The 14767-nt window shown below is 63.4% G+C and carries 13 protein-coding genes; 8 read left to right on the forward strand and 5 right to left on the reverse strand.

Annotation, left to right across the window (positions count from 1 at the left end; genetic code table 11):
- Positions 1-32 precede the first annotated feature (32 nt).
- Together pknB and AOP77_RS08620 are read right to left on the reverse strand one after the other, a co-directional pair.
- A complete protein-coding gene (pknB, locus tag AOP77_RS08615) occupies positions 33-1988 on the reverse strand; it encodes a Stk1 family PASTA domain-containing Ser/Thr kinase (RefSeq protein ID WP_062212408.1) in 1956 nt (651 codons plus the stop codon).
- Between the two features lie 64 nt (positions 1989-2052).
- Positions 2053-3384: a LysM peptidoglycan-binding domain-containing protein gene (locus AOP77_RS08620; protein ID WP_152649838.1), complete on the reverse strand. Its 1332-nt coding sequence runs from the start codon at positions 3382-3384 to the stop codon at positions 2053-2055.
- 70 nt (positions 3385-3454) lie between these two features.
- On the opposite strand from AOP77_RS08620, the gene AOP77_RS08625 reads away from it, so the two are divergent.
- A complete protein-coding gene (locus tag AOP77_RS08625; RefSeq protein ID WP_062212414.1) occupies positions 3455-3805 on the forward strand; it encodes an Rv2175c family DNA-binding protein in 351 nt (116 codons plus the stop codon).
- 9 nt (positions 3806-3814) lie between these two features.
- Here the strand turns inward: AOP77_RS08625 and AOP77_RS08630 are convergent, their stop codons facing one another.
- Complete coding sequence (locus AOP77_RS08630) at positions 3815-4891, reverse strand: polyprenyl synthetase family protein (protein ID WP_062212417.1); 1077 nt, start codon at positions 4889-4891, stop codon at positions 3815-3817.
- Positions 4892-4999: 108 nt separating this feature from the next.
- Here AOP77_RS08630 and AOP77_RS08635 point away from each other — a divergent pair, with 108 nt between their 5' ends.
- Together AOP77_RS08635 and AOP77_RS08640 are read left to right on the forward strand one after the other, a co-directional pair.
- Positions 5000-6061: a DUF4192 domain-containing protein gene (locus AOP77_RS08635; RefSeq protein WP_062212420.1), complete on the forward strand. Its 1062-nt coding sequence runs from the start codon at positions 5000-5002 to the stop codon at positions 6059-6061.
- A 323-nt stretch (positions 6062-6384) separates the two neighbouring features.
- Positions 6385-7776 carry an RNA polymerase sigma factor gene (locus tag AOP77_RS08640; protein ID WP_062212424.1) on the forward strand — a complete coding sequence of 464 codons (1392 nt, stop codon included), beginning with the start codon at positions 6385-6387 and terminating at the stop codon, positions 7774-7776.
- Between the two features lie 103 nt (positions 7777-7879).
- Here the strand turns inward: AOP77_RS08640 and AOP77_RS08645 are convergent, their stop codons facing one another.
- Positions 7880-8734 carry a TspO-related membrane protein gene (locus AOP77_RS08645; RefSeq protein ID WP_062212652.1) on the reverse strand — a complete coding sequence of 285 codons (855 nt, stop codon included), beginning with the start codon at positions 8732-8734 and terminating at the stop codon, positions 7880-7882.
- 112 nt (positions 8735-8846) lie between these two features.
- A complete protein-coding gene (locus AOP77_RS08650) occupies positions 8847-9857 on the reverse strand; it encodes an EamA family transporter (protein ID WP_160300071.1) in 1011 nt (336 codons plus the stop codon).
- A 107-nt stretch (positions 9858-9964) separates the two neighbouring features.
- Here AOP77_RS08650 and AOP77_RS08655 point away from each other — a divergent pair, with 107 nt between their 5' ends.
- The 5 genes from AOP77_RS08655 to AOP77_RS08675 all read left to right on the forward strand — a co-directional run bounded on the left by AOP77_RS08655 (position 9965) and on the right by AOP77_RS08675 (position 14734).
- A complete protein-coding gene (locus tag AOP77_RS08655) occupies positions 9965-10309 on the forward strand; it encodes a hypothetical protein (protein WP_062212430.1) in 345 nt (114 codons plus the stop codon).
- A 1-nt stretch (position 10310) separates the two neighbouring features.
- Positions 10311-10784 (forward strand): GNAT family N-acetyltransferase, encoded by a 474-nt coding sequence (locus AOP77_RS08660; RefSeq protein WP_062212433.1) that lies wholly within the window; start codon positions 10311-10313, stop codon positions 10782-10784.
- Between the two features lie 68 nt (positions 10785-10852).
- Positions 10853-12952: a DNA gyrase/topoisomerase IV subunit B gene (locus AOP77_RS08665; protein WP_062212437.1), complete on the forward strand. Its 2100-nt coding sequence runs from the start codon at positions 10853-10855 to the stop codon at positions 12950-12952.
- 147 nt (positions 12953-13099) lie between these two features.
- Positions 13100-13873 carry a hypothetical protein gene (locus AOP77_RS08670; RefSeq protein ID WP_152649840.1) on the forward strand — a complete coding sequence of 258 codons (774 nt, stop codon included), beginning with the start codon at positions 13100-13102 and terminating at the stop codon, positions 13871-13873.
- Positions 13874-13990: 117 nt separating this feature from the next.
- Positions 13991-14734, forward strand: coding sequence for a class F sortase (locus tag AOP77_RS08675; RefSeq protein WP_062212440.1), 744 nt, complete (start codon positions 13991-13993; stop codon positions 14732-14734).
- Positions 14735-14767 lie beyond the last annotated feature (33 nt).

Consider the following 14767-nt stretch of genomic DNA (forward strand, 5'->3'; position numbering starts at 1 on the left):
CCGTCTGCGTTAATCCCTGTCGCGTTCGCTCGTCAGTTGTAGATCAGCACAATCGTGGTGCCGCGCTCCACGTCAGTGCCGGGGGCGATTGACTGGTCGGCGATCTGATTGCGGGTGCTAAACGGCCAGCGCGCGCGTAATTCGGGCACGAGACCGACGTCCTTGGCGGCCTGTACCGCCTCGTCGACGGGGTCGAAGACAAAGTTGGGTACGTCAACTAGGGGAGGCCCATCAGAGACCCATATCGTGATGGCGTCGGTTCGCGTGCCATTGTCGCCTGCCGCGGGGTCCTGCTTGAAGACCTTGCCCTTGTCTTGCTCTGCACTACGTTCGCGCTTAACCGTCACCTCTAGTGCATCGTCCGCTAGCGTCGCCTGAGCATCGGCCTCAGTGCTGCCGATGACATTGGGGTATTCAATGGGCTCGGGTCCGTCCGATACGACGAGGTTGATCGCGGTGTCGTGACGTACTGACTCTCCCGCCTTAGGGTCCTGCTCGAGGACCTCGCCCTTCTTGACAGTGTCGGAGTACATCTTTTTCGTTTCGCCCACCTTGAACTCGGCGTCACGTATGTCGTTGATCGAGTCACCCTCGGTAGCCCCCACTAGGGAGGGCACGGTGGTCATCTTGGGGCCTTGGGAGACGATGATCGTGATCTTGGCGCCGTTCGGGACCTGCTTTTGGCTGGCGGGATCGGTGCCGATAACGATTCCTTCGAGTACCACGTCGTCATATTCAAACTGAGTCTCGGTGACCAACCCTGCTGCCTGAAGAGCCTTCTCCACTTCTTGCTGAGTGCCTGTGACGGTGGGAACCGTGGTGTACGCACCGGGTCCTATCGAGTTGTACCACCAAAATCCAACGCCGCCCAAAACAAGAATTGCGGCAAGGATCGCACCTGACCACCACAATCCGCGACGCTGAGGGGCAACTGGTTCGCGTGCCTCAGGGTCGTCCTCGACGAGAGCCGCGGCTGTCGTGACGGGGGCGAACGCGGACTCTCCGAGACCGATGGGGAGAGCCACGGTGGCGCCGGCGGGCGCGGGGTCGAACACCGTGGTGGCGTCGTCATCCCGGTCCATGAGCGCGATGGATCCCGATGGGAGGTCGGCGCGACGGTCGAGGGTGGGGTCGTCGATGAGCGAGCGTGCCTGGCGCACCATAGTGAGCGCTGCGGAGGCGTCACGGGGACGATCGTCTGGGTCGCGAGCCACGAGGTTCGCCACCAGCTCGTCGAACTCGGGAGGCAGCCAGGCAACTGATTGGGAAGGGGCAGGAACGTCCTCGTGCACGTGGCGCGTCGCCACATCAATAGCTGAGTCGCCGGTAAAGGGCTGGTGCCCGGTGACCATCTCGTAGAGAAGAATGCCGGCCGCGTAGACGTCGGTGCGCGCGTCCTGTGTGCCTCGAGACACCAGTTCTGGACCCAAATAGGCAACCGTGCCCATGATGGTTCCGGTCGAAGTGGAGGTCACCTCGGTGACGGCGCGTGCAAGCCCAAAGTCGGCAACCTTAGTGCGGCCGTCCTCGTCTAGCAGGACGTTCTCTGGCTTGATGTCTCGGTGCACCAGGTGCTGACGGTGGGCTGCGGCAAGCGCGTCCAGCACGCCCTCAGTCACGGTGAGGGCCTCACCCAGCGTGAGGCATCCTTCGTGGTTCATGCGCTGACGTAGGTTCTCGCCCTCGACGTACTCCATGGTGAGGTACGAGATCTCGCCGTCGACGCCTTGGTCATAGACCCGCACCATTCCGGGGTGGGTCAGGCGGGCAGCGGCCTTGGCTTCGCGCCGGAAGCGGGCAGTGAATTCAGATGAATCGAGGTCCGAACCGAGTCCGGCGCGCATGACCTTGAGTGCAACCAGACGTTCGAGGCGCTTGTCGAAGGCCAAATACACGGTTGCCATGCCGCCTGCGCCAACGCATTCGCGCACAACATAGCGGCCGTCGATCAGACGGCCGAGCAGCGGGTCAGTGATGGTGTCGGACACAGGGTCATTCTAAGCCGGTCGCGCCGCACGTCAGGTAAAGCCACGAGCGGTAGTGACACATCTGTTACTGGAAGCGGGTCATCAGCGACTTAACGCTGGCCACATAGCGCACGGTGTCGGTATAGAGGCCGTACTTACGCACGGCAGTCTCACCCTGGTAGTAGCCCCCAATCGCGTCGGACAACGAGGTGCCATTGCGCTGGAGTTTCTTCAAGATGGCGATGCCGGCGGTGACGTTGTCCTGGGGGATGAGCAAGTTGAGGTCTCGTCCCACAATCTGCGATGCCCATTCGCCCGAAGACGGGATGACCTGCATGACGCCAATGGCATTCGCGGGTGACACTGCTCGCATATCGAAGCCTGACTCCTGATACGCAACTGCCTGTGCCAGGGCTGGATCGACGCCCATCTGCTTGGCCGTGGCGACGATCATCGCCTGCATCTGAGACTTGGACGGCACGTCCATCGCCTTCAACGTTGCCTTGTTTTGGTTCGCGGCGCCCACGACAGGAGCGGAGTACGTGCGACCCAGGAACGTATCGCCTACGAGCCCGCTGGCCTTGTCAGAGAATTCGTCGACGTTGTTCTTGGTCGCCAGTTTGGGAGCGCCCGAGGAGGTCGTGGTGACCTTCGTGACGTTGGAGACGGTGGCTGCCGTAGAGCCCGGGATGGTGAGGCTCTGGCCTACGTGGATGATGGCCGACTTGCTTAGGCCGTTCGCGTCGATGATCGCGGTAATGGTCGAACCGTACTTGCGTGCGATTCCCCAGACGGTGTCGCCCGACGTGACCTTGTAGGTGCCGATCGCTGCAGCAGACTTTGTGGTACTGGTGGACTCGGACGTGGACTTCGAGGTGGCCGCGGTGGTCGTGGTCTGTGAGGTAGAGGAAGCCTTGCCCGGAATGGTGAGTTTCTGGCCGACGTGGATGATGGCTGACTTGTTGAGGCCGTTCGCGTTGATGATCGCGGTGATACTCGTGCCGTACTTGCGCGACAGGTCCCACACCGTGTCGCCGCTGAGGACCTTGTGAGTGCCGGCGGCAGTGCTCGTGGTCTTGGCGGCGGTCGTCGCCTTAGCTGGCGCCGATGCGGCGGTTGAAGTCCTGTGAGTGGGGATGGTAAGCGTGGTTCCCGTGTAAATCGTCGCGCGCGAGTTCAGGCGATTCGCCTCGATAATCGCGTTGATCGTGCTCCCGTAGCGGTGCGCAAGGGCGCCGACGGTGTCGCCGTTATGAACCTTGTGTTGTTCGTCTGCATTTGCAGCGGTAGCGCCAAAGGCGGTGAAGGCGATGGCCGCGGCAGTGCCGAGTGCGGCAATTCGCGTCGCTGGACGTGACGGACCAAGATTTCCCACGATGACCTCCTTGATGATGCGCATGTGTTGGATGTTACTCATGTTACAAAAGTGAATCTAACTCACTCCGTAGGTGTGCGCAAGGGGGTCAACGTGTTTGTACGCTTGCGCTATGACTCAATCGACGCAGTGGCTCACCATTCCCGAATTCGCAGCGGAACTGGGCCTGGAAGCAGGCGACGTCCGCGACAAAATCCGCGAAGGCAAGATCGTGGCGGTGCGCCGGGGGGAAAACAACACGTGGCAGTTGCCCGCGGGCTTCATCATTCCGGGCGCTGTGAGCCCGCACATCATCCCCACGCTGCGCGGCACGTTGACGCTACTCTCGGATGTCGGCCTGTCGGACGAGGAAGCTGTCGAGTGGCTATTGGAGCCCGCCAAGGAACTCGGAATGTCGCCGTTAGACGCGCTCCGTGAGGGACAGCGCGCCCCTGTGCGCAGGCTTGCGCAGGCCCTGCTCTAGAGAGCAGCGCTACGCGGCTCTGTCCGTCGCCGCGTTGAAGAGCCTCGTCAACAACTCCACTCCGCGTGGATCGAGTTCGAGAGCCGCGAGTTGAGTCGCGGCGTTGCTGGCGAGACTCGCAATTTCCTGCTCGACGAGGTCCACGGCATCGGTTGCGGCGATGATCGCGACGGTCTGGGCCACCTCTTCATCGCTCGCGTCTCGCCGCCCAAGTGTCGCCTTAAGTCGGGCCCGGCCCGATGCATCGGTGACTTGCCAGGCCCGCCATACCAGCATCGTCCGCTTGCCTTCGCGGATATCGTCGCCGGCGGGCTTGCCGGTGACGGCGGGGGAGCCCGTGAGGCCGAGCACGTCGTCTCTCAGCTGGAACGCGATTCCCAGCGGAACGCCGATGGCTCGTATCGCGGTGATCGATTCGGCAGAGGCGCCGGCACAGGCGGCGCCGAGGGCCAGAGGAAACTCGGCGGAGTACGACGCGGTCTTGGCGCGCATGACGTCGCGGATAGCGGACTCCTGGTCGCCGAGTGTTGCCAGTGGCTGGGCCGCCACCCGCATGTCAAGGTATTGCCCGACGGTGACGAGTTCGGCCATGTCCGCAAACAGGGCGGTCGCAGCAACTGACTCCCTGGAGCTGAGGGGCTGTACGGCGTCGAAGAGCGCACGGTGCGCGGCCATCAGGGTGAGGTCGCCCGCCAATATTCCGGCGGCCGCTCCAAAGTCATCTGCAGATCCGAGCCAGTCCTGGCGGCGATGCAGATCGGCGAGGACCCGGTGGGCGGCTGGCCGTCCGCGCCGGGTATCCGAGTCGTCAAGCACGTCGTCGTGTAGGAGTGCCGCGGTTTGAAAGAGTTCTACGGCGGCACCGACGCCGATGGCCGCCTCCAGCTGGTTGCCACGGTGGGCGTCGTGCGACGCTGCGATGAGTTGTGCGCGCAGGCGCTTGCCTCCGGTAGATGATGCGGAAATTTGGTCGGTGATCTCACTGGCTGCCACGCCCGCCGGGACTATCGCACCGGAGGTCTTGGCAAGGATGGCGGTGACTCGATCGTCGACGGCGCGGGCGCGTTCGGTTAGCAGGTTGTCCACGCGTCCAGCGTAGAGCGCTTATGTCCACAGGCCGACGCGGCGCGATGGTCATCCACATAACTCGCTCGCGCCTCGACGTGGGCGGCCGGCGGCGCCCACGGTTGACTCATGACTATTCCTACGCTTCGTGGTCCCGGCGAGCTTCTCGCCACTCTGCCTTCTATTATTGGCTTCACGCCTGTCGAGTCGGTCGTGATCGTTGGCATCCGCGATGGTGGTGAGATTGGCGCAATCATGCGCGTAGACCGCGAGGATTGCCTAGTACCTGAGGTGCTCGAGCCGATGTCGCGTGCAGTCGCCGCACATCTGGCCAGGGATGCTGCGATTGCTGCGATCCTGGTGTCCTATACCGAAGGTCCCGTGCGGCTCTGCTGCGAGGCGGCCGACGCGCTGCGGATGGCGGTGGCGGATGCGGTACCGAGGGTCGACACCTGGGCGGTCGCACGTGGCCGCTACTTCGCGCCAGGGTGCGCAGACGTGACGTGTTGCCCCCTCGACGGAACTGTCGTGCCGGAACAGCCCGCCTCCCCACTGCCGATGTCCGGCCTCGGTGCCATGCGCGCGACTGTGACCCACTCCAGGCCCCGCAGCCCATGGGGAACTGCGGGCGCCCTGGAGCGGCGCAGGTGCGCGCGGGCAGCCGTTCGCTGGGCGTCGAAGCGCGAGAGCGACGAGCGCGAATGGCGACGTCGGAGTCTAGGGCTATGGCAGCAGCACCTGACGAGCGGCGCGGACCCCGAGTTCACTCCTCGAGAGGCCGACCTCGGCAAGTTGGTGGCGGCCATGGCGGACGTGCGTGTCAGGGATGCCGTCATCGTGTGGCTGGTGCCAGGCTCGGATGAAGCAATCGACGACGTCCTCGCGGGGGTCCCGTCGGAGGCAGTATCGAGGGCACTGGACGCGCTGCTCGACCCCCGTGAGGCACTGATGCTCGGTGAGGTTCGGGCGGCGGTTCTCAGGCGCGTGACGGCCGCGTGTGTCGCTCATGGTCGGCGCAAGGATGCCGCCCCTCTCCTCGCGGTGCAGGCCCTCGTGGAGTGGTGGGTGGGAGAGCCGACTGTGGCGGTGTCTCTATGCGACGCCGCGACGGCGAGTTCACCCGGGTACCGGCTCGCCGAGCTTATCCGGGCTACCATTCGTGCGGGTATTGCGCCGGGCTGGCAAGCATAAGGCGGACATTTGGGGCACTCGGGTGCCACAGGCGAGAATGTTTCCTCGAAAGTGCCCCAAAACGCCGTTGCGGGGAACCATTCGGTTGACAGTCGCGTTACACTTTAATGGATTTGCGCGACGCGGCGAAGAGCCTTCTGAGCGTAGTTTCGCTACTAGTTCTACGTAGCACTGCTGCCGTCAGAGAGGATCCTCGTGTCGCCCCACAGCACTGACCTTTCCGGTCGTTGTGTTGCGGGGGCTCCTCGTGTCACCGCCGTTCGTTTTGCAAGTCCAGCCGTGCGAACCCCTTACCTGACGCCTCATGCGTCGCAAGCCCGTTAGTGTCCAAGTCCTCCGCCGCATCGGCGAAGGCAATGAAGAAGGAGAAGGCCACGACTACCGCAGCCTCGCCCAAGACCACCGCAACTAAGGCAAGCGCCAAGAGCGCCACCAAGAAGACGGCCGCTAAGAGCGCGCCAGAAGCAGTGGAGACCGAGAAGGACGCGAAGCCGGTAACGCGCAAGAAGGCCGCCGCGCCCAAGAAGGCGGCAGCTCCTAAGAAGGCAGCCGCGCCCAAGGCTTCGGCTGCTGCCGCAAAGAAGGCCGCAGCGCCCACTGCTGCAGCCAAGCGAGCTGCGGCTAAGCGTGCCAAGGAGGACGCGGAGGCCCAGGCCCGCAGCGTCGAGAACCAGGACGCACCCGTCGCTCAAATCGAGGATGAGCCCGTCGAGGCCAAGCCTAAGGTCGAGGATTCTGAAGAGCGGGGTTACGTCCTGCGTAGCGCCGACGACGACGCCCCCGTGCAGCAGGTCTTCACGGCAGGCGCCACCGCTGACCCCGTCAAGGACTACCTGAAGCAGATCGGTAAGGTCGCGCTGCTGAACGCCGAGCAGGAAGTTGACCTCGCCAAGCGCATTGAGGCCGGCCTGTTCGCGGAAGAGAAGCTTGGTTCCGGGGAGAAGATCGCCCCCAAGCTGCGCCGTCAGCTCGAGTGGATCGCAAACGACGGACGCCACGCCAAGAACCACCTGCTCGAAGCCAACTTGCGACTGGTGGTATCGCTGGCAAAGCGCTACACAGGCCGCGGCATGCTGTTCCTGGACTTGATCCAGGAGGGCAACCTCGGTCTGATCCGAGCCGTCGAGAAGTTCGACTACACCAAGGGCTACAAGTTCTCGACCTACGCCACGTGGTGGATCCGTCAGGCCATCACGCGCGCCATGGCCGACCAGGCCCGCACCATCCGTATCCCCGTCCACATGGTCGAGGTCATCAACAAGCTCGCGCGAGTCCAGCGCCAGATGCTTCAGGACCTGGGCCGCGAGCCCACTCCCGAGGAGCTTGCCGCCGAACTCGACATGACCCCCGAGAAGGTGGTCGAGGTTCAGAAGTACGGCCGCGAGCCCATTTCGCTCCACACCCCATTGGGCGAGGACGGCGACAGCGAGTTCGGTGACCTCATCGAGGACTCCGAGGCAGTCGTCCCGGCCGATGCCGTGGGCTTCACGCTGCTTCAGGAGGAGCTCAGCAAGGTCATGGACACGCTTAGCGAGCGCGAGGCTGGCGTGGTCGGCATGCGCTTTGGTCTCACCGATGGCCAGCCCAAGACGCTAGACGAGATTGGTCGGGTGTTCGGCGTGACCCGCGAGCGCATTCGCCAGATCGAGTCCAAGACCATGTCGAAGCTGCGCCACCCCAGTCGTTCACAGGTGCTGCGCGACTACCTGGACTAAGCCAAGACCTGAACGCCTCAACGCCCCCACACTCAGAGCGTGGGGGCGTTGTGGCGTGAACAATGGCCAGCCGTGACGCGAACGAGCACGGTACGCGAGCCGGCTATTGCGGCGCGAGGGGGTCCTTGCGGCCGATGTACGACCAGTCGCGAACCGCGAACGGAGTGGCCAGGGCGATGATGGCGGCAAGGCCCGCGGCCCAGCCCACTGCCACGCTCTCGGGGGAGTCGGTCAACCGGCCGCTGGCAATCCACCACAGTCCCCAGGCAATGGCGACCCCGGTGGCAATGCTCAGTGCTGCGGAGGCCCGCAGCCCCCGTACGATCGCGACCGCAAGCGCCGCTGCCACGACCAAGACGGCGATGGCGATGCCCACGCCGTCTCCCGGAGCGAACCCGTCGATTCCGCTCGCGATCGTGGCGGTGATGTCTGCGAGGGTCGCGACTACGACCCATCCGAGGTAGAGGCCCACCGGCACGTCGGTGGTCAGGCGCTCCGCCCAGGATGACGGGGGAGTCGTTGCCAGGCGCTTAGCCGCCACCGCGAGCACCGCGGCCAGCACAGCAATGACCACCACGGATGCCCACAGCCAGCCCGCCTGAATCACGCCGATCCATACGGCGTTCAGCAACATCGAGGCGAGGACCCACCATGACGTGGCGCGCAAACGAGGATCAGTCGCGTGGCTTGGTAGGAACTGGAAGATCGCGAAGACTACTAGCCCTAAGTAGATGACCGACCAGATGGAGAATGCTGTCGATGCTGGTGCGAGCAGCGTCGCATCGGCAGCGAGTGCGCCCCCTGCCGCGTCCTGGATGGGGGTGCCGCCAAAGGCGCCGGATCCCCATGCTGCGCCGGCGATCGCGACGATGGCGCCAATCAGTACAGTCCAGCGGCGCGCCGTGTCCGCACTGGTAAGTGTCGCTTCTGTGGAGCGTGTCGATGAGGTGGTGTTCATGTTGTCCATTATTTTTCCTCCTGCAAGGTCAAACCTTTGCCGCACGAAAAATCTTCCCAGCATCGGCCGATGGGGTGGCTGAGACATCGACTCCCGTCACCGTGGGGAACGGCTAAGGAACGGCCGGAGGAACCTCGACGATTGCCTCTTCGGCATCCGGCACAGTGTCATCGCCAGGGCGTGTGCGCGCTGTTTGAGCAATCACGATTCCTACCAGCACAAGTGTCGCGCCACCCACCTGGAGGGTCGACAGCGTCTCGCCCAACCACAACCACGCCACGACGAACGCGAAAAGCACTTCAGACGATGCAAGGATCCCTACGGCGGTGGCCGACAGGTGACCGAGGGCGGAGAAGATCAACACGAAAGGCGCGAAGGCACCAAGGGTGACCACAAAGAGCAAGGGAACCCAAACGGGGACGACGACCGATTCGAGCGCACCCGACAGCGACACATTGGCGGTCAGCGTCGCCGGATCGAGCGTCCACCACGAGGAGAACAGGCCCCAGAACGCGCTCGCAAACACGGAGGCCCAGAACGCGACCGCCATGGGTGCCATGGCGGCGACCACCCGCTCGCCCATGATGAAGTAGAAGGCGTACGTGATGGCGGCACCGAAAGCCGCGAGCACTCCTAGAAGCGCAAGGCTGCTGTCCCACACCTGGGCGACTATCGCGAGTCCCACCAGCACGGCGCCTATAGCGAACCAGAGCCGTGGTTGAACACGTTCGTTGAAAATGAGCCAAGCGGCGAGGGCAACAAATACCACCGCCGTGTACTCGATCAGCAGCGCGACTCCCACGGGCAGGATCGAGATGGCTATGGCGTACAGCCACTGGATCATCGCGAGACCGCCAATTCCGAGCGCGGCCAGGTTCAGAAGCTGACGCTTGGTGGGGCGGAATTGAGCGCGATCCGTGACCAGCAGGACCGCGCCGGCGATGATTACTGTTGACAGCACCCGGAAGAACGTCAACTGGGAGGGGCTGACGCCAGCGCCGATGACAACCTTCGCGACCGAGCCGTTAATGCCGAACAGTGCGGCTCCGGTGATCACGTACATCGCTCCACGCGCGGTGGACGTGAGCCGCCGGGCTGGAGCGTCGGGGGTCGGCACTGTCACGAGCGCCATCGTACGCCGCCACGACGGCCCGGCACCGCGTGTACTCGTGAAGTTCGGCGGGTAGCCGCGATAGCATCGGGCCAACGACTTCCTAAGGAAAGAACCACATGGACGCCCTGCGCTATATCCTCCTCATCCTGCACCTCATCGGCATGGCCGCAATCCTGGGGCCGTTCCTCGGCCAGTGGACCGCCAAGACCAAGAGCATCACCAAGACGATGGTGTGGGGAGCGCGCGCGCAGCTCATTACCGGTCTCGGCCTGGTCGGCGTCGCCTATGCCAGCGACCACGAACCTGACCACGTCAAGATTGCCGTGAAGCTGATCATTGCACTCGCAATCGTCGCGATTTGCGAGGCCACGAGTAAGAAGTCAGGGTCCGTCAAGACTGCATGGTGGCTGGTAGGCGGCCTCACCGTCGCCAACATCGTTGTCGCGGTGGTGTGGAACTAGCATGACGCTCGTGCGTGCCGCGACGTCGAGCGACGCTGCGGAGATCGTCCACCTCGGAGCCCTGATGTACAAGGCGGTCGGTGCCGCGCCCACCCCCATGTGGGCCGTTGACTCGACCAAACTTGTGGCCGAGCGTATTGGGGGCGACCTCATCGGCATGGTGATCGACGCTCCGGAGGGTGGCCTCGCGTGCTGTGGGCTCGTCAATGTCGCGCCGCGACTGCCGCGTCCGGGCATGCTTGCGCACCACATGGGTTATGTGCAGTGGGTCTCGACGTCCGCACAGCACCAGTACAAGGGCTATGCGCGCGCCGTCATGGATGCACTGCTTGAGGAGACAGACAAGCGCGGCATCGAGGTGGTCGAACTGCATGCCAGCCCGCAGGGTCGCCGGATGTACGAGGACCTGGGTTTCTTCGTCAAGGACGACAACATCGCGATGACCCAGTTGCGCAAGCGTAAGGGCCCTCAGTAGCGAGTCACAGCGGCCCAGTGCGGCGCGGCATGAAGGCGATGTCGCCCGTACAAACTACGCTGTAGTCCGTGGCTCAATCAGACTATTCAGCGCGTCATCTTTCCGTTCTCGAGGGACTCGAGGCGGTCCGCAAGCGTCCCGGCATGTACATCGGCACCACCGACTCGCGTGGGCTCATGCACTGCCTTTGGGAAATCATCGACAACTCTGTCGACGAGGCGCTCGGCGGCTTCGGCAATGAGATCGAGATCATCCTTCACCCGGATGACTCGGTGGAAGTGCGCGATAACGGGCGCGGCATTCCCGTCGACATCGAACCCAAGACCGGGCTAACCGGTCTCGAGGTCGTGATGACCAAGCTGCACGCGGGGGGAAAGTTTGGCGGTGGCTCGTACGCCGCGTCCGGTGGTCTGCACGGTGTGGGAGCCTCGGTCGTGAATGCGCTCAGCGAGCGCCTGGACGTGTGGGTGGACCGTGGGGGCAAGACGCACCACATGGGCTTCCGCCGCGGCGAGCCTGGCTACTTTCAGGATCCCGCTAGCGGTCCTACCCCCGATGCTGACTTCGAGCCGTTTGTTACGGGTTCCGAACTGCAAACCACGGGCAAAGTCGCCAAGGCAAAGACCGGGACTCGCATTCGTTACTGGTCTGACCGTCAAATTTTCAACAAGTCCGCGAGTTTCACTTACGAGGACCTCATTGTGCGAGCACGCCAAACGGCGTTCCTGGTCCCAGGGCTCACGCTCAGCGTGCGCGATCAGCGCAATCCCCTCGAGCCCAACGAGGAGAGCTTTCGCTACGAAGGTGGCCCGCGCGACTTTGTCGACTTCATCGCGCACGATGCCCCGGTCACCGACACCTGGGAGCTCACCGGAACCGGCACCTACGTGGAAACCGTGCCAGTCCTCAAGGCCAACGGACAGCTGATCTCCGAGGAGGTGCAACGCGACTGCCAGGTGGACGTCGCATTGCGATGGGGAAACGGCTATGAGACCGAGGTACGTTCCTTTGTCAACATCATCGCGACGCCCAAGGGCGGCACGCACCAGGCAGGCTTCGACGCCGGCCTCACCAAGGTACTTCGTTCCGCCATCTCCACCAACGCTCGTCGCCTCAAGCTGACTGGCAAGGATGGCGCGGAGAAGATCGAGAAGGACGACATCATGGCCGGTTTAACGGCAGTGGTGACCGTTCGGATCGCTGAACCTCAGTTCGAGGGTCAGACCAAGGAGGTCCTGGGTACGGGCCCCGTGCGGGGCATCGTTGCCAAGGTCGTGGAGAAGGAGTTGCACGCGCTGCTCACGTCTCCCAAGCGCGACCTCAAGACTCAATCGACGAACGTGATGGAAAAGATCATCTCCGAGATGCGTGCCCGCGTCGCCGCGCGTAAGCAGAAGGAGATATCACGCCGCAAGAACGCGCTCGAGACCTCATCGCTGCCCTCCAAGCTCGCGGACTGCCGCAGTAACGACGTGGAGACCAGCGAATTGTTCATCGTCGAGGGGGACTCCGCACTCGGCACGGCCAAGCTCGCGCGCCAGTCCGACTTCCAGGCGCTATTGCCCATCCGCGGCAAGATCCTCAACGTGCAGAAGGCTTCCGTCACCGACATGCTGCACAACGCTGAGTGTGCGTCGATCATCCAGGTCATTGGCGCTGGTTCGGGACGCACGTTCGACATCCCGGCGGCTCGCTACGGCAAGATCATCCTCATGACGGACGCCGACGTGGACGGTGCGCACATTCGGACGTTGCTGCTGACACTGTTCTTCCGCTACATGCGCCCCATGGTGGACGCCGGCCGCGTGTACGCCGCCGTGCCGCCGCTGCACCGCATTGAGGTCATGGGTAGCGCGCGGCGCGAGAAGGAGTACATCTACACGTATTCGGAGAAAGAACTCGTTGAGACTTTGAGCGATCTGCGCCGCAAGGGTCGCAAATTCAAGGAAGACATTCAGCGATACAAGGGTCTGGGTGAGATGGATGCGGACCAGCTGGCCGAGACCACTATGGACCCCCAGCACCGCATGCTGCGCAAGATCACGGCGCATGATGCTGAGGGCGCAGAACGGGTATTTGAGTTGCTCATGGGCAACGACGTCGCGCCTCGTAAGGACTTCATTGTTGCTGGGGCCGCGAACCTAGATACCAACCGCATCGACATGTAGTCCACAGTTCGACCAATCCAAACGTCTCTTCCGGGCGAACTCCTGGTGGAACCGCTTCACGGTGAATGCAGATCGCATTCGCGGGGAAGCAGTTCCGTGGCAGGACCGACAACGGTCATCCACCAGTAGTGCAACGGAAAGGCAATCATGAAGATTCTCCGCACCTCAATGCTCCTCGCCGCCACCGGTCTGCTCGTTGCAGGCCCGGCTTCGATGGCGATGGCAGCTGACGGAACATACGATGGCAGCATGTCCGAACTGAACGGCTCGGGCGCCTCCGGAACCGCGCAAGTCAAGGTTGAAGGCACGGAAGTGACCGTCAACATCTCGGGCACTGGCTTTACACCCAATGCCCCCCACGCCCAGCACCTCCACGGTGACGTGTCGGGTAAGGATTTTGTGTGCCCGACTGACGCCGACGTGAAGGAGCTAGACAAGGACGGCGACGGGCTGCTGAACACGCTCGAGGCAGCACCGCTCTACGGCGGCGTGCTTATCGCGCTGACCACGGAAGGCGACACCACCCCCGACTCGGCTCTTGCCGTGGATAGGTTCCCCACGGCGGATGCCGACGGCAACCTTGAGTACAACCGCACCTTTACGGTGACTCAAGATGTCGCGGACCAGATGGCCAACCTGCACATCGTTGACCACGGCATCGACCTCGATGGCTCGGGTACCTACGACGGTGACGTCAAGAGCTCGCTGTCCGAGGATCTTCCGCTCGAGGCAACCATCCCGGCCGCTTGTGGCGCACTCGGCGACGCACAGACCGAGGCTATGCCTGCCGGCGGTGTCGAGACCGGAAACGCCATGGGTGACACCTCGACGGCAGTGATCTACGGATCGGTCGCTCTCGCTTCGCTCGCGGCAGCCGGAGGACTTGTCCTCACCAACCGTCGCCGCGCGGCCACCAAGTAGCACCAGCGCAACGGGGAGGGCCACTCGTCTTCCTACACGCTCGCTAGCGCAGGGCCGGGCCGAGAAGTCGGTCCGGCCCTGCGCCAGTCTCACCACCAAGGAAGCGAGGCAGCACTCATGTCGAACACGAACGCCACTCCCATCAAGAACCACCTCCTGCAGAACGGTCGCACGTGGTGGATAGTCGCCGCATTCGTGGTGGTCGCACTAGTGTTCGGGCTTCTCGCGTGGAACTCCATGCGCCCCGTGGTGCCCGCATCGCTGGCGCAGGCAAGCTCTCAACCGACGCCCCCTACAAGCCAACCTGCCAGCACCCCATCAACGAGCGCTTCGGACCCTGCGTCAGCTACTTCACCAACGGCGACGCCCGTGCCTGTCGACCTCACCGGACGTGTCGAGCCCGCGATGACGCGGCCTCCTCAAGCACAGCCAGCAGAATTGACAGTGTCCTCAGTAGGAATCTCCACTGACCTGGAAACGCTGGGCCTGCTGGACGACGGTTCGTTGGCTACGCCGGTCGACACCGACCTAGCGGGTTGGTACAACGGCGGCCCCAAGCCAGGTGCAGTTGGTCCAGCGGTCATTGCAGGGCACGTCAGTTACGGAGGCGGCCCGTCGGTGTTCTTTCACCTGAGCGAGATCGTCGCAGGCGACAAGATCACCGTCACCCAAGAGGATGGGTCCGAAGTGAACTTTCGGGTGACGCGCGTCGAGCAGCATGCCAAGGATGACTTCCCAACACTTGAGGTCTACGGCAACACCGCCACACCAGAGTTGCGCTTGATCACGTGTGGTGGAGACGTCAACGAGTCGTCGGGCCACTTCTACGACAATGTGATCGTGTTCGCTCAGATGGAATAGCGGCAATGTTGCCGTGTGGTGCGACACAATGGG

It is taken from the genome of Demequina oxidasica, assembly GCF_000975115.1.
In the GTDB taxonomy this organism is placed as follows: Bacteria; Actinomycetota; Actinomycetes; order Actinomycetales; family Demequinaceae; genus Demequina; species Demequina oxidasica.